The organism is Arsenicibacter sp. R0_47, from assembly GCF_057652235.1.
Genome location: NZ_JBYFCJ010000004.1, coordinates 417,732 through 436,240 on the forward strand (window position 1 = coordinate 417,732; position 18,509 = coordinate 436,240).

General features: G+C 39.0%; 34 protein-coding genes. 33 read left to right on the forward strand and 1 reads right to left on the reverse strand.

Translation table 11 applies throughout. The features are described 5' to 3' along the window. Nucleotides 1–35 precede the first annotated feature (35 nt). The 18 genes from AC23NW_RS10520 (at nucleotide 36) to AC23NW_RS10605 (ending at nucleotide 11,800) form a co-directional block, all read left to right on the forward strand. Nucleotides 36–374 (forward strand): hypothetical protein, encoded by a 339-nt coding sequence (locus AC23NW_RS10520; RefSeq protein ID WP_487449347.1) that lies wholly within the window; start codon nucleotides 36–38, stop codon nucleotides 372–374. Further along, complete coding sequence (locus AC23NW_RS10525; protein ID WP_487449348.1) at nucleotides 334–765, forward strand: hypothetical protein; 432 nt, start codon at nucleotides 334–336, stop codon at nucleotides 763–765. Before AC23NW_RS10520 ends, AC23NW_RS10525 begins: the two co-directional genes overlap by 41 nt. Further along, nucleotides 762–1,088 (forward strand): hypothetical protein, encoded by a 327-nt coding sequence (locus AC23NW_RS10530; protein ID WP_487449350.1) that lies wholly within the window; start codon nucleotides 762–764, stop codon nucleotides 1,086–1,088. The genes AC23NW_RS10525 and AC23NW_RS10530 overlap by 4 nt, the downstream gene beginning before the upstream one ends. 3 nt (nucleotides 1,089–1,091) lie before the next feature. Continuing rightward, nucleotides 1,092–3,296, forward strand: coding sequence for a hypothetical protein (locus AC23NW_RS10535; RefSeq protein ID WP_487449351.1), 2,205 nt, complete (start codon nucleotides 1,092–1,094; stop codon nucleotides 3,294–3,296). Further along, on the forward strand, nucleotides 3,260–4,642 hold the full coding sequence (locus AC23NW_RS10540) for a hypothetical protein (RefSeq protein ID WP_487449353.1): 1,383 nt from the start codon (nucleotides 3,260–3,262) through the stop codon (nucleotides 4,640–4,642). Before AC23NW_RS10535 ends, AC23NW_RS10540 begins: the two co-directional genes overlap by 37 nt. Nucleotide 4,643: 1 nt before the next feature. Beyond that, a complete protein-coding gene (locus tag AC23NW_RS10545; RefSeq protein ID WP_487449355.1) occupies nucleotides 4,644–4,916 on the forward strand; it encodes a hypothetical protein in 273 nt (90 codons plus the stop codon). A 4-nt stretch (nucleotides 4,917–4,920) separates the two neighbouring features. Next, a complete protein-coding gene (locus tag AC23NW_RS10550) occupies nucleotides 4,921–5,106 on the forward strand; it encodes a hypothetical protein (RefSeq protein WP_487449357.1) in 186 nt (61 codons plus the stop codon). 42 nt (nucleotides 5,107–5,148) lie between these two features. Next, nucleotides 5,149–5,973 carry a hypothetical protein gene (locus tag AC23NW_RS10555; protein ID WP_487449359.1) on the forward strand — a complete coding sequence of 275 codons (825 nt, stop codon included), beginning with the start codon at nucleotides 5,149–5,151 and terminating at the stop codon, nucleotides 5,971–5,973. A gap of 11 nt (nucleotides 5,974–5,984) precedes the next feature. Next, nucleotides 5,985–7,529 carry a nicotinate phosphoribosyltransferase gene (locus tag AC23NW_RS10560; RefSeq protein WP_487449361.1) on the forward strand — a complete coding sequence of 515 codons (1,545 nt, stop codon included), beginning with the start codon at nucleotides 5,985–5,987 and terminating at the stop codon, nucleotides 7,527–7,529. A gap of 62 nt (nucleotides 7,530–7,591) precedes the next feature. Then, entirely contained in the window at nucleotides 7,592–8,251 is a 660-nt protein-coding gene (locus AC23NW_RS10565) for a DUF5983 family protein (protein ID WP_487449362.1), read from the forward strand. Next, complete coding sequence (locus tag AC23NW_RS10570; protein WP_487449364.1) at nucleotides 8,235–8,432, forward strand: hypothetical protein; 198 nt, start codon at nucleotides 8,235–8,237, stop codon at nucleotides 8,430–8,432. The genes AC23NW_RS10565 and AC23NW_RS10570 overlap by 17 nt, the downstream gene beginning before the upstream one ends. After that, complete coding sequence (locus tag AC23NW_RS10575) at nucleotides 8,422–8,742, forward strand: hypothetical protein (protein WP_487449366.1); 321 nt, start codon at nucleotides 8,422–8,424, stop codon at nucleotides 8,740–8,742. The genes AC23NW_RS10570 and AC23NW_RS10575 overlap by 11 nt, the downstream gene beginning before the upstream one ends. After that, a complete protein-coding gene (locus AC23NW_RS10580; protein ID WP_487449367.1) occupies nucleotides 8,739–9,239 on the forward strand; it encodes an A1S_2505 family phage non-structural protein in 501 nt (166 codons plus the stop codon). Before AC23NW_RS10575 ends, AC23NW_RS10580 begins: the two co-directional genes overlap by 4 nt. Then, nucleotides 9,232–9,594 carry a hypothetical protein gene (locus AC23NW_RS10585; RefSeq protein WP_487449369.1) on the forward strand — a complete coding sequence of 121 codons (363 nt, stop codon included), beginning with the start codon at nucleotides 9,232–9,234 and terminating at the stop codon, nucleotides 9,592–9,594. Before AC23NW_RS10580 ends, AC23NW_RS10585 begins: the two co-directional genes overlap by 8 nt. Further along, nucleotides 9,584–9,958 (forward strand): hypothetical protein, encoded by a 375-nt coding sequence (locus AC23NW_RS10590; RefSeq protein ID WP_487449370.1) that lies wholly within the window; start codon nucleotides 9,584–9,586, stop codon nucleotides 9,956–9,958. The genes AC23NW_RS10585 and AC23NW_RS10590 overlap by 11 nt, the downstream gene beginning before the upstream one ends. Continuing rightward, nucleotides 9,940–10,302 (forward strand): hypothetical protein, encoded by a 363-nt coding sequence (locus AC23NW_RS10595; RefSeq protein ID WP_487449372.1) that lies wholly within the window; start codon nucleotides 9,940–9,942, stop codon nucleotides 10,300–10,302. The genes AC23NW_RS10590 and AC23NW_RS10595 overlap by 19 nt, the downstream gene beginning before the upstream one ends. Further along, the gene (locus AC23NW_RS10600; protein ID WP_487449373.1) at nucleotides 10,289–10,702 is read left to right on the forward strand and encodes a hypothetical protein; all 414 of its coding nucleotides are present in this window, start codon (nucleotides 10,289–10,291) and stop codon (nucleotides 10,700–10,702) included. Before AC23NW_RS10595 ends, AC23NW_RS10600 begins: the two co-directional genes overlap by 14 nt. 99 nt (nucleotides 10,703–10,801) lie before the next feature. Continuing rightward, nucleotides 10,802–11,800, forward strand: coding sequence for a DUF932 domain-containing protein (locus AC23NW_RS10605; RefSeq protein ID WP_487449375.1), 999 nt, complete (start codon nucleotides 10,802–10,804; stop codon nucleotides 11,798–11,800). Between the two features lie 145 nt (nucleotides 11,801–11,945). Here AC23NW_RS10605 and AC23NW_RS10610 read toward each other — a convergent pair whose 3' ends face one another. After that, nucleotides 11,946–12,077, reverse strand: coding sequence for a hypothetical protein (locus AC23NW_RS10610; protein WP_487449377.1), 132 nt, complete (start codon nucleotides 12,075–12,077; stop codon nucleotides 11,946–11,948). A 5-nt stretch (nucleotides 12,078–12,082) separates the two neighbouring features. On the opposite strand from AC23NW_RS10610, the gene AC23NW_RS10615 reads away from it, so the two are divergent. From AC23NW_RS10615 to AC23NW_RS10685, 15 genes are all read left to right on the forward strand, one after another. Next, entirely contained in the window at nucleotides 12,083–12,286 is a 204-nt protein-coding gene (locus AC23NW_RS10615) for a hypothetical protein (RefSeq protein WP_487449378.1), read from the forward strand. Further along, complete coding sequence (locus AC23NW_RS10620) at nucleotides 12,286–13,041, forward strand: GP88 family protein (protein ID WP_487449380.1); 756 nt, start codon at nucleotides 12,286–12,288, stop codon at nucleotides 13,039–13,041. The genes AC23NW_RS10615 and AC23NW_RS10620 overlap by 1 nt, the downstream gene beginning before the upstream one ends. After that, nucleotides 13,038–13,376: a hypothetical protein gene (locus tag AC23NW_RS10625; protein ID WP_487449381.1), complete on the forward strand. Its 339-nt coding sequence runs from the start codon at nucleotides 13,038–13,040 to the stop codon at nucleotides 13,374–13,376. Before AC23NW_RS10620 ends, AC23NW_RS10625 begins: the two co-directional genes overlap by 4 nt. Further along, nucleotides 13,330–13,833, forward strand: coding sequence for a hypothetical protein (locus tag AC23NW_RS10630; RefSeq protein WP_487449382.1), 504 nt, complete (start codon nucleotides 13,330–13,332; stop codon nucleotides 13,831–13,833). The genes AC23NW_RS10625 and AC23NW_RS10630 overlap by 47 nt, the downstream gene beginning before the upstream one ends. Next, a complete protein-coding gene (locus AC23NW_RS10635; RefSeq protein WP_487449383.1) occupies nucleotides 13,830–14,156 on the forward strand; it encodes a hypothetical protein in 327 nt (108 codons plus the stop codon). Before AC23NW_RS10630 ends, AC23NW_RS10635 begins: the two co-directional genes overlap by 4 nt. Next, nucleotides 14,153–14,599 (forward strand): hypothetical protein, encoded by a 447-nt coding sequence (locus tag AC23NW_RS10640; protein WP_487449385.1) that lies wholly within the window; start codon nucleotides 14,153–14,155, stop codon nucleotides 14,597–14,599. The genes AC23NW_RS10635 and AC23NW_RS10640 overlap by 4 nt, the downstream gene beginning before the upstream one ends. Before the next feature lie 19 nt (nucleotides 14,600–14,618). Beyond that, the gene (locus AC23NW_RS10645; RefSeq protein WP_487449387.1) at nucleotides 14,619–14,975 is read left to right on the forward strand and encodes a hypothetical protein; all 357 of its coding nucleotides are present in this window, start codon (nucleotides 14,619–14,621) and stop codon (nucleotides 14,973–14,975) included. After that, on the forward strand, nucleotides 14,944–15,288 hold the full coding sequence (locus tag AC23NW_RS10650; RefSeq protein WP_487449389.1) for a hypothetical protein: 345 nt from the start codon (nucleotides 14,944–14,946) through the stop codon (nucleotides 15,286–15,288). The genes AC23NW_RS10645 and AC23NW_RS10650 overlap by 32 nt, the downstream gene beginning before the upstream one ends. Beyond that, nucleotides 15,285–15,509 carry a hypothetical protein gene (locus AC23NW_RS10655; protein WP_487449391.1) on the forward strand — a complete coding sequence of 75 codons (225 nt, stop codon included), beginning with the start codon at nucleotides 15,285–15,287 and terminating at the stop codon, nucleotides 15,507–15,509. Before AC23NW_RS10650 ends, AC23NW_RS10655 begins: the two co-directional genes overlap by 4 nt. Nucleotides 15,510–15,527: 18 nt before the next feature. Further along, nucleotides 15,528–15,923, forward strand: coding sequence for a hypothetical protein (locus AC23NW_RS10660; protein WP_487449393.1), 396 nt, complete (start codon nucleotides 15,528–15,530; stop codon nucleotides 15,921–15,923). Next, complete coding sequence (locus AC23NW_RS10665; protein ID WP_487449395.1) at nucleotides 15,920–16,156, forward strand: hypothetical protein; 237 nt, start codon at nucleotides 15,920–15,922, stop codon at nucleotides 16,154–16,156. The genes AC23NW_RS10660 and AC23NW_RS10665 overlap by 4 nt, the downstream gene beginning before the upstream one ends. Next, nucleotides 16,149–16,325 (forward strand): hypothetical protein, encoded by a 177-nt coding sequence (locus AC23NW_RS10670; RefSeq protein WP_487449396.1) that lies wholly within the window; start codon nucleotides 16,149–16,151, stop codon nucleotides 16,323–16,325. Before AC23NW_RS10665 ends, AC23NW_RS10670 begins: the two co-directional genes overlap by 8 nt. An 81-nt stretch (nucleotides 16,326–16,406) precedes the next feature. After that, nucleotides 16,407–16,646, forward strand: coding sequence for a hypothetical protein (locus AC23NW_RS10675; protein ID WP_487449398.1), 240 nt, complete (start codon nucleotides 16,407–16,409; stop codon nucleotides 16,644–16,646). Nucleotides 16,647–16,754: 108 nt separating this feature from the next. Continuing rightward, nucleotides 16,755–17,720 (forward strand): uracil-DNA glycosylase family protein, encoded by a 966-nt coding sequence (locus AC23NW_RS10680; protein WP_487449400.1) that lies wholly within the window; start codon nucleotides 16,755–16,757, stop codon nucleotides 17,718–17,720. After that, nucleotides 17,707–18,507 carry a hypothetical protein gene (locus AC23NW_RS10685; protein WP_487449402.1) on the forward strand — a complete coding sequence of 267 codons (801 nt, stop codon included), beginning with the start codon at nucleotides 17,707–17,709 and terminating at the stop codon, nucleotides 18,505–18,507. Before AC23NW_RS10680 ends, AC23NW_RS10685 begins: the two co-directional genes overlap by 14 nt. The last annotated feature ends 2 nt before the right edge of the window (nucleotides 18,508–18,509 follow it).

Sequence of the window (18,509 nt, forward strand, 5' to 3'; positions counted from 1 at the left end):
TTGAAAATCAGAAACAAATCAATTGCAGCAGGAGCATGTTAGCATCTGGTTTCCTTCTTTCATCTGAAAATGTTCAGGAACAGATTCTGTTTCTGGCCGAACAAATCGCAGCACCGTTTGATGAAACAAATGGTGATGAAGTAGCTCAACGGTTAGCTAAGTTTGTAGCACTCAGAGCTACCGCAGGTCACGTAGTAGCATCTGCTGAAAAACTCAAATACGATAATCCGAAAGTAAATGAGTTTAAGGCACTGTTTACCTACGCTGATCAGCTCAGTAAATCACTCAGTTACGGAATTGATGCGTTACGCAGCATTCTTTCGAAACTGAAAGATGAAAAACAAAAATCAGCATATGGTGGATTATTTTCGTAACTGGCTATCTGTTAATCAGTTACGTATAATTGTTGTTCTGCTTTGTATTATTTTGCTCAGTATTGCGGGTGGTATTGGAATGTGGATTTATTCTAATAATCAGATAACCCGTCTGCAGAATGATCTCCGGAAATTTCAGACAGAACAGCAGCGTACCAACATTGATGAAATCCGCAAGCTTATTGAACTGCAAAAAGAAAGCACAGGTACATTACTTGAAATTCTTACGCAGATGAATACGAATGTAGATAAGCATCTTAAAAACTATGAATCAGTCAAAACCAGAATTGATTCATTACAACAACAGGTGAAAGCATGGAACTTAAAAGTCTCGCAATTCTCGCGCTCCTCAACGCAGAAGGAGATACCTGTATCACAAAACAGGAAATGAACCGCTTACTGGTGCTTGAACAATCAGCGTATGAAGCTCAGGCACTTTTTACAGGTTATGATGCAGAAGTCTCACGATTAACTAAAATAATCGAAGGATTGGCAGTTGTAACAAAAGATGCAACCGGTAAAATTCAGGTGATTGCTGCAAAACAGCAGATAATCAGTGATCAGCAGAAAATTACGGCTGACCGGATGGAACAGGTAAATACCAATATCCGGTCCGTTTCACAGAAACCTACCCCTACGTGGGTAAAAGTTCTGGAACGGGCCGGATATTTTATTTTTGGTTATATCACATCACAAAAAATCAATAAACTCTAAATCATGCAGTTAACTAAACATGTTGTTGAAACCGCAGAATACGGCGGTGGTTTTGGAAATACCCGCAAAGCATACATCACAGATGCGAATATGGGATTGATCTTTGATTCACTTACCCGTAACTTCTATTCGGATCCGATTGGTAGTATCTGCAGGGAGCTGGCAAACAATCTGGTTGATGCACATATTCAGGCAGGAAAACCTGATGCTGTTCCGATGATTAAGTTTGATGCTAAAGAACGTATTCTGCATTTTATTGATGAAGGAACCGGTCTTTCTCCCGAATTAATGGAGCAGGTGTATCTTTCATTTGGTGAATCAACCAAACGGGAAGACAACACAACAACCGGTGCGTTTGGTATGGGGTCTAAATCTCCGCTGAGTTACACGGAATCGTTCTATATCAATACCCGTTACGGTGGTGTTGAATATCAGTATCTGTTTTCCAAACTACCGGGTAAACTCCCTGAGCTTGATCTGCTGTGTGAAGAACCTACAGACTATCCGAACGGTACAGATGTATGGTTTTACCTTAAACCATCTAAATATTCATGGAAAGATACTGAGCTGGAAGCATTTACAAATGCGTTCAAACATCAGCTCAAATATTTTCCTACAGTAATTTACGATGGTTTATCCGTCAACAACAACTATACGCTGTTTAAGGGAGAGCATTACATCAGTCGTCCGGATCTTTCCGTTGATACACTTGAAATCTGTTTTGGTCAGAATGTGTACCCTATTGATTTCAATCTGCTTGGTGTTCCTGTAATTCACTGTAATGCGGCATTGTATTTCCAGATCGGTGAACTCCGCGTGACACCAAACCGTGAACAGCTTATTTACGATGATGAAATCATCACGCTGGTAAAAGAAAAAATTGAGCTTTTCCGGAAAGAACTGAGATCAAAATACGAACAGGAAGTTGTTGAAACAGATAACATTTTCGAGTATTACAAAAACGTAGACCGTGATCCTGAACTCCTGTTCGGACAATTCCGGTTGAGTCTGAAAGGGTTGGGTAATTTACAGAAAATGGTGTTTACCCCTATTAAACATCTGAATCTGAAAGTTCCCACAACAAAAGATCACGGTGATATGGGTCGTTTATTTACACAGTATTCATACGCACGCGGAGGATACAGGAATGATGGTGGTCTGGGTGGTTTGTTAAGTGCTCCGTATAATTACTACTATACTGAAACCGGTCCTTCAGTACCGAAAAACCGGTATCTGTGTAATCTGAGTACTCGTTTTTCGGGAACGATTACATTCAGTAAAAAAGAACCCGATATTACTCATGCGTTTATTCCGATGTTTTATGACAAACCTATAATATCGGTCGAAACGGAAAAAGATACTAACGGTGTACTTCAAACCATAATCAAAAACCCTAAAAACATTGATTATGTTGCGGAAATCAAAGAGTTTTACCGTATTTTTAATGAACAGATAAAAGCAAAAACGCAGGACTACGATAGTGTTGAAGTAATACGGCAAACCGGTGGTAATTTTAACCGGAAAGCAGATGATCAGATTACTGTCAGCATTAACGGACAGAAGCGTGAATATCTTCGCCTATCATACATTTTCAGGAAAGCAGAACATCTAATTGTCTGTGAATCAGATGAACAGGTAAAAGATGCAAAACTTTTACTTGAACATTATGTTCACAAAGCATCTAAGAACAAAAACACAGATAAAGTCTGTGCAGTATTGAATGTTCCTAAAAAGTACCGGAAACTGTTTGAAAATAATGATTCCGTTATCTTTTTTGATAATCTCTGGAAAAGTACATTTTATCAGCGTTCAGTGCATTCCTATCTGTTACTGGATTACATTAACCAGACAATAGATAAGGATTGGGAAATACTCCGGTATTTTCACAAATCATTTTTACAGCCTTATCGCACCTTCTGCAGAAAACTGGAAAATAAAGTGTTTCATGCCCGGTATGATTCTATTCGTTTTTCTGATCTGATCAGTAAATACGGTAAACCGGACACACTTGAACTTCCGTTTGAAGTACACGAAATGGAACGTATCCGTAAACGATACACACCATTATACATGAAGTACAAATCAATCAAAGAATCCTTTTATCGCAATTCATCAACGTACTCCGAAGAATTGTATCTCAAAACAGTGAATCTCCAGAAATTAGTTAACAAATGGCAAACGAAAGCAGTATCAGGCTTAAAGCAATAGGTAATACTATTTCAATTCTTCTTCCGGGAGAAACCAAACCGGTAACACTCTACAAAAAACCGGAAATCCAGAAATTTTACGAAGAAATTGTTTCCTGTGTTGAATCCTACAACAAATTTAACCGGACGGTTTATCTCACCACAATCCGCGAATTACTGGCAGATATTGAGAAAACAAAGAAACCGAAGGAAATTGCAGAAAACCGGATTCAGAAAAAAATCGAAAAACTGAAGATTGAGGAAAAGGTTGAAGCACTGGAAACTGAAAAGAAAAAGGTCGATCTTACAACCATTGTAGATGTTCCGGGGTTTGTGAACAGTCCTACCGGTGTACGGATGGAAGGATATAACTTTGATCTGCCCAGTGATTTTGTACGGGAAGTTAAAGATTGGTACACTAAAGGTGAAAATATCCAGCCACTGATCAACTTTATCCTGCTGCTGTCCTCTAATCCGGTAAAACACGTACGGGAAGATCTCTTCAAGTTTATCCGTCAGCACAAATATCTGCTTACACCAAACGGATATATTGTGGGATTCCGTAATGTACACATTCACAAGAAAGGAGAAAAATCATCTATAGATGATGCATTATGGGCATTCATACAGGAAACACTTGTTGTTGCTAAAATGCAGAAGAAATCACCTTCCCGTTACTGGATTGTGAAAGGTGAAGACGGAACGTATAAACACACCCGTTCGGAACTTCAGAAAGAAAATGCGGTTGGTAATCTGCAGGATCTGTTCACCAAAGGAAAAACGGTTGATCCTACTATTTACACGGATCAGCACACAAAAACGTTCCGGATCAAGCTTGGTGAACCGGTAAAGATGAATCGCAGCGACTGTGATTCATCAAAAGCATCCTGCAGTACAGGTTTGCACATCACTAACTTCAACAACCTGAGTTCCTGGTCAGATCAGGGATATGGTGGAGTATCATTAATGTGTCTGGTTAATCCTGCCGATATTGTTTCCGTACCGTATGAGGATAAATTCCGGTGCTGCGAATATTTCCCGGTTGCGGAAGTAAACCGCAGTAAAATGGAAAACATCTGGAAAGATGAATACAAGGTATTCGATGACGATTACGCAAAAGTTGATTTCGAATCCATCAAGGAAATGGTGAAAGAAGTTGAAAGTGATTTAACCAATTACCCTGATTCTTCAAAAGATGAACTGAAAAATCTGGACGCAAAGATCAAGGAACAGAAAAAATCCATGAAATCTGTTCTCCGGAAAGTTGTGGTAGAAAACCCTAAAAATATTAAAGGGGAAGCATTGCATCACCTGTCTAAGGATGAAATTCAGAACATTTTAAACTCACGCTTACAACTCGTTGCTTAATATGCAGTATCAGCACATTCATACACAGAATATCATTGATCAGTGGAAATACCGTACGTTATCACCAAACGAACAACGGTTTTACCGTCCGTATGTAATTTCTTCTCAGACACCATCATCTTACTCAAACTCAGATGATGATGATTATTTCCGGAGATCAACCAATGTGACAGAATCTGTTCAGGTAACAGATGACAGCAGTTTTTCATGGAATTCCGATACCATAACAACAGACAGCACACCGGATTTTGATTACGGTGGTGGTGATTATTAATCTTATGGCAGCATCAGTTTTAAAACTTAGAATAGAAGGAGCAGGAACACGTAAAGAACTCGCAGACGCTTTACGATTAATTGCGGATGAGTTGTATTCTGAAAATCTCGCAGAGATATACAACATTAATGATCGTGAATACAATGATTGTACATGTTCTGTAGAATTAAAAGATACTGAACCAAAATAATTAACAAAAACGGGGAGCTGACTACTCCCCTCTTTTTACAACATGCTGAAAACTCTCGATTTACGTAAACCGGATCAATATGGTCCACCTTCGTACACAACAACGAAGTTTCCTGACGGTTCGTTAAAAATTACATTAGCTCCCTACATAGCTAAAGCTGAAGAAGTATTAATTATTACTTCCCTGCGATCCAATGATGATATTGTTATGCTTGGATTGGTAAAGAATATACTGGATTATTACAGTATTCCGGTACATCTGAACATTCATTACATGATGTATCAGCAAGATGACCGGATGTTTGCACCTACTGAATCATTCGGGTTAAAGGTAATCGCCAATTATATTAACTCATTGAATTTCAGAACAGTAGCAATTTTTCACCCGCACAGTGATAAAGTGGAAATGATTGATCGTTGTCGTATTGTGGATAATTCAGGGTTTTTATCGTGGTTTTATTCAGCTGACAGTAAGGTTAATCACCGGAATGATGTGTGGGTAATTCCGGATCAGGGTGCGTATAAATCACAGTTTAAGCTTATTAAACAGCTGAACGATCAGCAGTACGTAACCTGCTTAAAAGACAGGGATCACCGCACAGGAGATATTATCACAACGGTACAAACCGATGATCTGCAGGGTAAGGACTGCTTTATTGTCGATGATATTTGTCTGGGAGGAAGAACCTTTATTCAGATTGCGGAAAAACTGCGGGAAAAGAACTGCGGGAAACTGTATCTGGTAGTTTCTCACGGGGTTTTTAACAACGGTATAAATCAGTTGCTGGTGCATTTCGACTGCATTTATACGACAGATAGTATCTGCACACTACCCCAGTCAGATAAGCTTAGAATTTTCAATCTTTAAAAATCATTCCCATGTTTTCACTAAACAGTGCATTTCTTTCAGACGGGTATAAAACCGGTCACGCGGATCAGTATCCGGATAAAACAGAAATCGTTTACAGCAATCTTACAGCACGTGATTTTAAATACGGCCCCAATGGATGTGATAAAATCGTTGTGTTCGGACTTGCGTATACGGTTCGGTATATTCACGATCATTTTCAGGAGAATTTCTTCAACATTCCTAAAGAAGAAGTAATTCGTGAAATTCGTCAGGAACTCAGCATGTATCTGGGATATGAATACGATACATCTCGTTTTGAAGCCCTGCATGATCTGGGATACCTTCCGATACGGATCAAAACCCTTCCGGAAGGTACACGGTGTCCCGCAAAGGTTCCGATCATGACCATGTGTAATACTAAAAAAGAGTTTTACTGGATTACAAATTATCTGGAAACCATTATCAGCAATCTCGCATGGAAACCGGTCACATCAGCAACTATTGCATTTGAATACAAAAAGCTGCTGCGGGAATGGGCATTAAAAACAGATGCAGGAAATACAGCATTTGTTGATTTTCAGGCACACGATTTTTCTATGCGTGGACTGGATAGTGTAGAAGCTGCTATTTCATCCGGATTGGGCCACCTTACTTCATTTAAAGGAACGGATTCACTTCCTACCCTTCAGGCAGCACGGTATTATTACCGTGAACATGGATTTGTAGGAGGATCTGTACCAGCTACCGAACACTCTGTAATGTGCGCAGGTACAAAAGAAGATGAGGTAGGTACATTCCGCAGATTGCTTAACACATATCCGAAAGGGATTTTATCGGTTGTTTCCGATACATGGGATCTCTGGAAAGTCTGCACCGAACACGTGGTAACACTGAAAGATCAGATTCTGGCACGTGATGGTAAACTGGTAATCCGGCCTGATTCAGGTGATCCGGTTGATATTATCTGTGGTACCCATATCTGGAAAAATAAAGAAGAATGGGAACGTTTCAATGGTAAAAATTCAACTATGGAAACAGACGGTGTAGAAGGTGAAGATTGGGAAAAAATGACACCACAAGAGGAAGGTGTAGTTCAACTGTTGTGGAATGTGTTTGGTGGAACCGTAAATGCACAGGGATACAAGGTACTTGATCCGCATATCGGTGTTATTTACGGAGATAGCATCACTTTGCAGCGGGCACAGCAGATCTGTGAACGTCTGGAAGCAAAAGGATTTGCATCAACCAACGTAGTGTTTGGTGTAGGTAGCTTTACCTATCAGTACAACACACGCGATACATTCGGATTTGCCGTAAAAGCTACCTATATAGTTGTTGATGGTGTTGGTCGTGCGATCCAGAAAAATCCGGTTACAGATAACGGGACGAAAAAATCAGCAACAGGATTGCTGAAAGTAGTAAGGGAAAATGATACGCTCGTACTGAAAGATAACGTTTCGCTGGAAGAAGAAATGCAGGGAGAACTAAAGCTCATGTATGAGGAAGGATATTTTTACTATCCGAACATTTATTCACTGAAAGAAATCCGTGAAATACTGGAATTGCAACTCTAAACCTCATTAAATCAGGAGCTTATACCAGTACGATATAAGCTCCTGATCTTATTTTTTTTCACATGAAAGTAAAACTGCTTAAAAAAATCCGCAGACGGTTTGACTGGTTTATCAACAAAAAAGGATTTCCTGTTCTGATTGATCATCAGAAAGAAAATGCGTTTGCTATTGATGACGGGGAGTTATTGAAGTTTGGAGGTGAAAAAGATATGGCCGAAATACTCAATACGATAAAAGTTTCTCTGGATGAGTACCGCTGGAGAGTAATGAAAGCGATTATGTTTAAACGGATTGACCGGGATTATGCTAAAATCTATTACAATCTGGCAATCCGGTTAGGACGTACTAAAAACAGATCTGTTTTAAACGCACCGGTAAAACCGGCAGTACCTGATTTTACAAAAGGTGTGTATACCTATCTGGATTGTAATATTCTTCATATTACTACGGAAGATGTTGATTTTCTCAATGAGCAATCCGCTGCAGAATCAAATCTCACCCTGATTGTTTACAAAAAAGATTGCGGATTTTTCGTAAATGTGGACCTTGACGATGAATCATGGAATGACATTGAAAATGAGCTGTCTCCTTCATTGAAAACTGTACTGGAAAAAGCACGTATCAACCAGTGTCAGTGGTTGTGTCTGGATGATGATGGTTTTATTCATCCTGATTTAATATCCTATCACGCAAGTACCGAAAACAATGGCAAGATTATTTAACCCTGCACAGCAACTTAATAAAGTACGCACATTTGCAAAAGAAAATAACATGACTGTCCGTGATCTGCTGGTTAATGCATTTCATCTGGCACATGAAACACAAAAAAGCTTTCACGATTTAATTGAAGAAGCTGAAGAATTATTCTGGGACGAAACAAACACTGTAGAACATGCCGTATAGATCAATATATTTCAATGCCCCTGTATTTACACAGTACAAGGGAGTTAAGGTATATTATGTTTACAAATATGATGAGTTTTCAAACGGACCTCGTAATACTTTTTTCAGTTTAGTACCTAATTCTGAAGATGACAACTCATTTGATATAACAGATTTACCAGAATGGAAAGCACTTCAGAAACACATATCTGAAATGGATGAAATCCGTTTTATGAAAAAAGTGCTGAGAGCATCAATTACTGCAGGAACGTTACAGAAACTGTGGAAAGAGCGTCATGCAAATGATTACAACTCAACCCAATTAGTATGATTTCATTATTTGAAAATAATTTGTCAGAATACCCCGAAAAACCACGATTTGCATACACTCCTGAATACTGTGATAACCGTGTGTTACATCAATCACATGAAGTATTTGTGTGGGGTTCCAATACAGAAGGTAACTCCGGTTCCGGTAGTGCACTTACAGCGGTGAAATGTTACGGTGTACCACAGGGACATTCTATGGGAATGTGCAAACGAACCTATGCAATCATTACAAAGGATTTCAATGCGTTCGGATCAGCCGGGTATCGTGTAAAAATGCTTAAACTGATTGATTTACAGATAGAAACGCTGTACAAATATGCTCAGTTCCGGTCCGAATTACATTTTTATGTAACCAAAATCGGATCCAATCTGGGTGGTTTTACTTTAAAAGAAATTGCAGCTCTTTTTCAAAAACACGAACATGACCGACCTGAAAACATTATTCTCCCGATTGAATACTCCTCTGCACGGACAGGAGCTGAGGAAACTAATGCGTGAAGTGCTTGATGATACGGTAGCGTATTATTCGGCAGATCCTTTAAAAAGGTCAACAACACATAACGGAACGTGTTATTACCGTTCTGATAACGGGAATTGTTGTGCAATAGGTCGGTTCATCCATGATGCGGATTACAATCCAGAAATAGATAAGTTTGATTTTGAAAATAAAACCGATGTTTATTCTGTATGGGACATGCTTCCTTCATACATCACAAAATTACCCATATCATTTCTTGCGGATCTGCAGGATTTACATGATACTGATCACCACTGGAATCAAAGTGGATTAACTGATTTGGGTAAAATACGTGTTAACACATTAATTGAAACTCACGAACTGAATGGTAACTGATCCTAATCTAAACAAACTACGCAAGGATTTTTTTGATGAAATGATTGCGTATTACTCGGAAGATACTTCCCGCAGATCAGTAAATGATCGTAATCAGTGTCTGTACAGATGTGGTGATAAACGCTGTGCACTCGGACGGTTTATTCCAGATGATAAATACGATGCAGCGTTTGAAGGAGGTGCAATTACTGCAGAGCATATCATCAGCACATTACCATTGGAAATTCAGATGTTAAAAGCTGGTTTCTTACGTGAAATGCAATCTTTTCACGACAATAATGATAATTGGAATACGTCCGGTTTATCCATGCGGGGAGAACAACGGAAAAAAGATATTTACGATAGATGGAACCTGTTGAATTAGCTCAAAAATGCATTGCATTTCTGGAAGAAATGGTTACTTACTACAGTGAAGATGTTTCCAGAAGATCAGTAAATGAACAGGAACTTTGTTTTTATCGTTGCGGAGATAAAAAATGTGCAATCGGCAGATTTATTCCGGATGAACATTACGATCCCGTTTATGAAGGAAATTCTGTAGGAGATGTGATGTCAGTATTACCGGATAACATTCGTGTGTTGGGATATTTTTTCCTGAAAGAAATACAGGAACTTCATGATGATAATGACTTCTGGGATACCGGAGGGTTAACCGAAAAAGGGTTGGTAAAGAAAAACCACATTATGTCAATATATGGAACATATTGAACAATCACTGATTGATGCACAGTTAAGTCTTTTGAAAGAAACTGTTGAATACTACAGTAACGATATTTCCCGCAGAGCACAGGATTCTGCATGTCAGAGTTGTGATTATGAAACTACTGACGGACGCTGCTGCGCCGTTGGAAGATTACTTCCTAAGCGGTGGAAAATCAACGGTAATCTGTATAAGCGTAAATCGCTTGAAGGATACATCCATGTTGTGTTTGATCAGCTACCGGATGATGTTCAGAAATACGGTTTAGATTATCTTACTAAATTACAGCATCTTCACGATGAACGTAAAAACTGGTCACACACAACCGGTTTGAGTCAGACAGGTACGGATTTAGTAGAAGATTTCACAAAAGAAATTCTCAAAGGAAGTTACTTACCTAAAAATTAATCAGTTACAATCAAATCACTGCACCGTTAAGTATTGCATTCTGCAATCAGAAAAACATCACAGTGAATCATTTTACAACTTTTAACATCACGTTTAAAAATGGGTCACTTAATTGACACTACAACCGGAGTTGCTGCTGCATGGAACCGTAATCAGAAAAGCTGGCACGGATTAGGATCTACACTGGATACAAATGATCCTGCGGTAATTATTAAAGAATCCGGATTAGACTGGAAAGTGGAGAAAACTCCGCTGACCACTACGTTTAACGGAGTAGAAATTGAAGTTCCGGGGTATTTTTCCACTACACGTACAGATACTAACCGTAGTCTGGGTGTGGTGAAATCCCGTTACACCATCATGCAGAATTCGGATCTTTTCGATTTCTACGGAAACATCGGTAAACAGGGAGTGGAGTTTGCAACAGCAGGTTCACTCAAAGAGGGACGCGTCGTATATATATCAGCGTTAGCTGACAGTGTAATGATTGACGGGGATTCACAACGGGATAATTATCTGGTTGTAACCAATAGCCATGACGGATCCGCAGAACTGCGGGTGTATTTCACATCTATTCGTCCGGTTTGTAATAATACCCTCACAGCGGGGTTAAATACGGCACTGGGAAAGAAAGGTGTGTACGTATCGGTAAAACATACCGGTAACTGGAAAGATCGCTTAGATGAAGCAAAACGGGTGCTTGCACTCGCTGATCGGGTATTCGAAGATCAGAAAGAATACTTACAAGCAGCAGTAAAAACCAAACTATCAGATGATGTTACACGTGATCTTGCGCTGCAGTTACTGTGTGATGCTGCTGAATGGGATCGTCTCGCTGATAATGAACCTATTGATGAAGTACTGAGCACACGCAAGCGAAACCAGTATTTCAAATTACTGGATAACATCTTTGCTCCCGCTTCCCAGCAAGGTATCTTAGGAACTGCACTTGGTTTTCTGGAAGGTGTAACGTACTATACGTCACACACAAAAGAAAAAGGTGATGGAGAAAAAACAACACATTCACTGCTGTTCGGATCAGGTCTGGAAATGCAGGAAAATGCAGTTAAACTCATCAGCCCTTACGTAATGGTTTAATATATCCATCCCCTTCGGTTCATTCCGGAGGGGATATTTTTTTATGGTTTACGAAACTACCTATACAGAAATTTCCGGTACGGATTCAATGAAGGATTTCTTTGTATCCATGAATGACGGGGATTGCTATAAAATTACCTGTGCATCAAAAATCCAGCAGATGATGCTGGAACGAAAAGTTAAAAATGTAGAACAGTTGCTGAGGAATGAATTCGGAAGATTTCAGCTTGCCTGTAAACGAAGTAAGCGTAATCCCCTGATTCTCTACATCTTTCATTTGGAATGAAACAGTTTATCACAACCTATTATCTGGCGGATTATCCTGATACATTATATCACGATGAAAACGGGATTTTTCCGCACGTACTTCACGAAACAATTGAGTTCTGGAGTGATACAAGGCATTTCAAGATAGTTGAAATTGCAACAATTATTAAAGAACATCTGGTCGAACGCCGGGTGTTTCTACAACAAATACCTGAATAATGGATCGCGTACTGAGTACGGAAGCACTTACATTTCTGGCAGATTTACTGACAGGAAAACATACCATTCTTAAACCGGGTACAGAGAACGCCAAACTTGCGAAAAACAGCAGAGAATCATATATTCTTAATCTTTTACCTGCTGATGGTAACTCGTTCGGATATAACGTTTGTCCGTTTGCTACTCCCGGTTGCATCCAGAGCTGTCTCAATCTTGCAGGATATGCAAAATACGCACCTGCACAGAAACGAAGAAAACTGTTAACGGATATTTACTTTAAAGAACGATTGTTATTTTATCGTAAATTGCGTCAGGAACTCGAAGGATTGAATCTTCATGCACAATTGAAGGGTACAATCATTAACGTACGGCTCAACGGTACGAGTGATCTGGATTGGTATAAAAACTTTAAAGCATTTCTGGGATTTGATTTATATTCGCTGAAACATCTGCAGTTTTACGATTATACGAAATCAATCCGTATCTGGAGACAACACCGCAACTCTTCTTTTCACATCACCTTTTCTGCAGCAGAAAATAACTGGAATCAGTGTGAAGAAGTATTGAACGCGGGTGGTACAGTTGCCGTAGTATTTCATCCTCAACTTCCGGAGACATACAAGGGGTATCCTGTTTTCAACGGAGATCTTTCCGATGAACGGTATGAAGATCCCGCAGGTCATATTATCGGATTGAAATACAAGAAAGTGAAGGGGAATAAAGCACTTGAAAATGATTTTGTCATTAAAACATGATCGTATCAGAAGAGAAACTTATTGAGTTTCAAAAATATAAACGGGAAGATTGTGCAATGGCTTATTACATGTACAAACAAGGGTTTATTGTTGAATATCATCCAAAAGATGTTGATCATAAAGGAAACCCTCTCAGACCCGTTCCTCATGAAGGTTTACGGTTCATAAAAGGTCCGTATATGGTATCTGAAGGTACTACTGATGCGCGGGGGTGGAATGTGTGGAAATATCTAAATAAAAAACCTGTCAGTAAACACAAAGCTGCAACATTAGAAGCTGTGGTTGAATATGTTGAACGAAAACTCACAGAATCCAAAAATAACACCACCGAATAAACAAACAGAAACATTGTTTGCATCACGTTATCCGGGTTGGTTTATAGAACAGTACCCGGATAACCGGTTAAGTTATTTAATTTGTCCGTACGGTTTCGAAAGTAATGAAACAAAATCTCATTACGTACGATTCAGAAAAGATGAAAACCGTCGTTTAATTGCGTGGTGTTATCTCACAGAATCAGATAATTTATTAGCATCTGAACAACCAGTGAAACCGGTATTAAACTGGCAACCCTGTAATTTGATGATTGATGAATTTGAAAAAGACTGGGATCTCAGAGATAAAATTCTGATTCCAGGAACATATCTTAAACTGCGGGACGGGTCCATAAAATTAATCGGAAACATGAACAGCAATTTAGGTAGATGTGATTGCTGCAGCATTACTGATGATGAAATTGTGGAATATTCTCACGATTACGTTGAACTTCATAAAAGCCTGATAACCATATGATTACACTTAACGATCTTGAAGAAGATCATAAACGGATTGCTGATGAAATTGTACAGCACAAAGACTGGGATGATTTTGATGATGTAATGTATAATGCTGAATATGCTCAGACCCGAGTGAATTTATTGCGGGAAATTACTACGCAATACACAAAACACGTGTGGAATATGGCGGTGAATACGGTTATAGAAAACATCAGAATTAATGTCACTGATGAAATTACACAAAAAGTAATTGATTCACATGATATTGATTATCAGGTAAATATGCTGGATGAAATTTATCAGATTGATAAACAAGCGTTATTGAATCTTAAATTATGACACAGCATGAAATTCTTAAACGGGAAGGAGCAATATTCAGGTATTTCGACATATTTTTTGAACCTGTAAAAGAAGGTCGTGGGGGTAAACGTAAAATTGTAGGGTATAATCTGTATTATCAGAATTACTATCAGCGATTTACCGAACCTGAACTCATTTTTTATTATCATACCGAATGGGTAATGCGTGCACTGATTTCATTACCGGAACGGTTTACCTTTCGGATTACCAAAGCTACATGTTCGATTTTTGATACCATTAAACCGGATGTATTAGCTGACGGTACACTGGTTCCGGGTAAATCACTGGCAAACTGGTTTCATACGCTTCTTGAATCAAAAGAGTATACCATTCACAACATCATGTGGTTAACTCTTTCTGATTTTTGTCTCTCACAATTAAATCAAAAAACAAATGGAAATACAGGAGATAATCCGTCGTAATACATTACTGTACGTATTTATGGAATATGTACAGATAAAACTTGAAGGTACACTGGCAACATACGGTAAAACAAATGTTCCGGAATTTACAATAGATCTGGCGCAACCCGTAAAGCAGTGGGATCTGTTTATTGATGCACTCGAAAAAATAGATTTGATAGGAAATGATCGTTTTCAATACCAGATCGGTCATTTTGCAACATCTATCTGGGACTGGAAAGATGCAAAAGAGGGAGACGATTATTTAACAGCTAAATGGATTGGATTTACAGAAGGATCGACAATGGTTCATGCAGCATGGGAATCTATAACCTCATTCCTTATTGATTGGGAAAAAGAACAAAATGAAAACACCAGAGCAGCAGAAACTAACTGATGAATTCTGGCAGCAACATTCGTTTGCGAAGCTGGAACAAAAAGCGTGGGAATGCGCCAGAAAAGCAGTAGAATACCACAAAAGCGTTGTTAAGTTACCTCATCAACTTACAGATGATACGCATGTAACTCACGGTGATAATAAAGATATGCATGAGCTGGCTGATTTTTATGCGAAAAAAACAGCATACCTGTTTTATAATTATCGCCGGTTGCTGAATGATGATCAGCGTCGGCAACTGTGGAAATTAACTGATGAGATTGACACGTATTACCAGCAGAACAATACACCTTTTCAAACCAACATTATATGAAATCTATCAATGATCTGACAAAACTGCTGGATAATCTTAAAGATGAGGTAGTTCATAAAATTGAAGTGGAAATTATGTCAGGAAATCAGCATCTGGTTAAACAGGTGCTTGATGATGTACCGCTTTCCAAATTGCTTGAATTTCTGGATCCTGTTGATCATGAGCATTTTGCAAAACAATATGCTGCTTTTAACAAAGATCTTCCTGTGAGATTGTTTTAATTATGTTTCCCTACCCTTATGTTACCCGTAGCGCATATTGATGATCGTGCCATTAACACAAAGATCAACAAGTTAAAGCAGGAAAAGCTTGTACTTGAAGATGCACAGAACGCAACACGATTAAAGATTAATTCGTGTGACCGTGAAATCGAGAATCTGGAAAAGATTCGCAGAACAATGCTGGAACAGGCCCGTACGCTTGAACTGAAAATTACAGATCATGCAATTCTGCGGTATCTGGAACGGCAGTTTAATCTTGATATTGAAGAAATCCGCAGACAAGTTAAGCTACAACTGGAAGAAGAAGCTGTAAAAGCATTCGGCAGCGGTAATCTTATGTTTTCATCCGGCTATTTTGTAGTAGATGAATTTGTTGTAAAAACCTTTATTACATCAGATACACAGGAATCATGATAACACCTGTAGAATCTTACGCAGCATCGTGTGATCACTGTAATGTTTCTTACGAACAATCATGTACCGGATTTACGATTTTTACTGATGAAGGTCAGTTGCTGGAAGCAATGCGGGATGATGGATGGCACATAGGTGAAAGTACCGGAAATCAATACTGTAAGGATTGTAAATACGAACACATTGACGAAGAAGATGATGAACAATACATTGATCCGGAAGAAATTGAGTAAACAGGAACTCGAAACGATCTGGCATGAATTCGGAGATGTTCCGATTGATGAAAATGAAGATATTGATATTGATTTCTATCACTGGCAAAAGGGTACAAATCGTTTCGACATCTGGCACTGGTTTGATGAACATTATCCGGGTGGTGTAGCGATACTCACCAACGCTTAAATTTTTTCAATAAAAACTGATATATATTGCGAATTTGATAATAATTCAGATCAACAATTATCAGTTTCTTAATCCTTTAACATGAACGCAATTTATAATCTTACCAATAAACAACTGAACGTCAATACGTTCAAAGGTGATTTTGAAGCAAAGCAATGTACACTTGCTGATGTTATTACACTTAAAGCACCGGTTCTGGGGTATCACGTAAATGTGAAATACAACGAAAGTTCCGGAGACTATGATGTGACACTTCATCATAATGAAGCATCACTTGCTGCGGAAAGTATCGGTCGGTGTACACTTCAGATTGTAAGCTGATATAATCGGTTCGGTAAGAGCTATAACAGAAATGGAAGCATTAGATCGTCTCCGGGAAGCATTCCCGTCAGTTGGAGCGATTAAATGGACTGCGAAACCTATATAACAATGGTAGCAACAACTTCTCTTGAAATTCCCGTACAGGAACTCAAAAAGAACCCCAGAGAAACGTTTGTGATCTGCTGTGATCTCTTGGGGAATAAAGAATGGAAATACGTTCCGCTGGTACCGTTACGTGAAGCAATGGCACGTGATGAAGATGTATTGCTTGTAGATACCAGCAGTAAACGCTGTTCTCTTTACCCTAAACAGGCACTGGAAGAACTGCTCGGAGAAAGTGAAGATGAATCGTACAAACAGGTTAGTTTAGCTTATTTTGAACAGTACGATAAATGGATAGTGGATGATCTGATGTTTAAGTTTCTGCAGACCTTTCACTGGACATGGTATAATGAACTGAAAGATTTTCTGTACACGGATGCGTTTGCAAATATTCTGAGAACTGTTCACATGGACCGGTTAAAACAGCAGGTGTTTCCGGAAAAGGAAATCATGTTCCGCGTGTTTTTAACCGATCTCAGACGCGTTCGGGGTGTATGGTTGGGATTATCTCCCTATATCGGAGATAAGATCGCTAACGGGTACGCATTCGCTACAGAACGTCTTGTAAAACCACCTTCACTTAATATTCTTGAAGCGGGTATCCGTGATTCCTGCGGATATGATTTTCTATGGTCCGGATTGCGTAATGATTTGCTGGATTTGCGGAAAAATGGTATCTTGCTGCTCAATATAGCATTAACTACTAATGGTAATGATTCATCCTCACACGTTGCTGTATGGAAACCATTTACTGAAAAAGTAGTAAGTGTTCTGAATAAAGTACCAGATTTATCATGGATGATTTTCGGTAAGGAAGCGCAGAAGTATTCCCCACTGATTTCCAATGAAACACATACACGCTACGAGTGTTATCATCCTTCGCATTACGCAAGGGCCGAAAAACCCATGCTTACAGATTCGTTCTGTAAGTTCTTCAATCAGTTAAATATTAATCTAAATGTTGAACATTAACACTGACATTGATCAGTCAGCAGCAGTACATGTAAGTTATTTTGAAAATCATCTTGCAAAAAAACTTCCTTCATTCAACCTTAACACAGGTCATTTTTACAGCAAGGAATATAACCGTGTACGGTTATTTGAAAGTGAAGTAAAATACGCAGGATGGGTATTTATTTCACTGGGACACCGCATATTTCACCTCAAACATAAAAATGCGGAACTGTTTCAGGAAGGAACGAGCAAAACCAAAGTATGCAAATACGAATTTTTGTCAGCAAACTTTGCTCCGGTAACAGTAGAATACATTGATATGCTGCTGCAGAATGCACGTTCCTATACACCACCGGCAACAACACCTGCTCCTGAACCGGTGTATAACCAGCCGCATTTCGAAGAAGAAACAAAAGTTTTACCGTTATACGAAAGCGGCTCTCCCGTTCAGTTCAGTTCAGCTTCGGAAGAATATCAGCTACACGTTGAAAATGTACTGACCCGCATTCGTCAGACGCTGATTACAAAAGGGTTGGAATATCATCGCAACGGAAACCCGTATCACAATTTTGACAGCACCGCACAAATGAACCGTCAGATTCCGGAACGCGCATTGTGGGGTATGGTTTCCAAGCAGATTACCGGTTGTCTGGATCTGATTCAGGATATTGAACGTGGTAAACTTCCTTCAATTGGTTTGATTGAAGAAAAGTGTGGTGATGTTCGTAATTACATGATTCTTCTGGAAGGTGTGATGAAACGAACTATTGGTGTTCAACAGGGATACGCTCAGGTTGCAGCGTAACG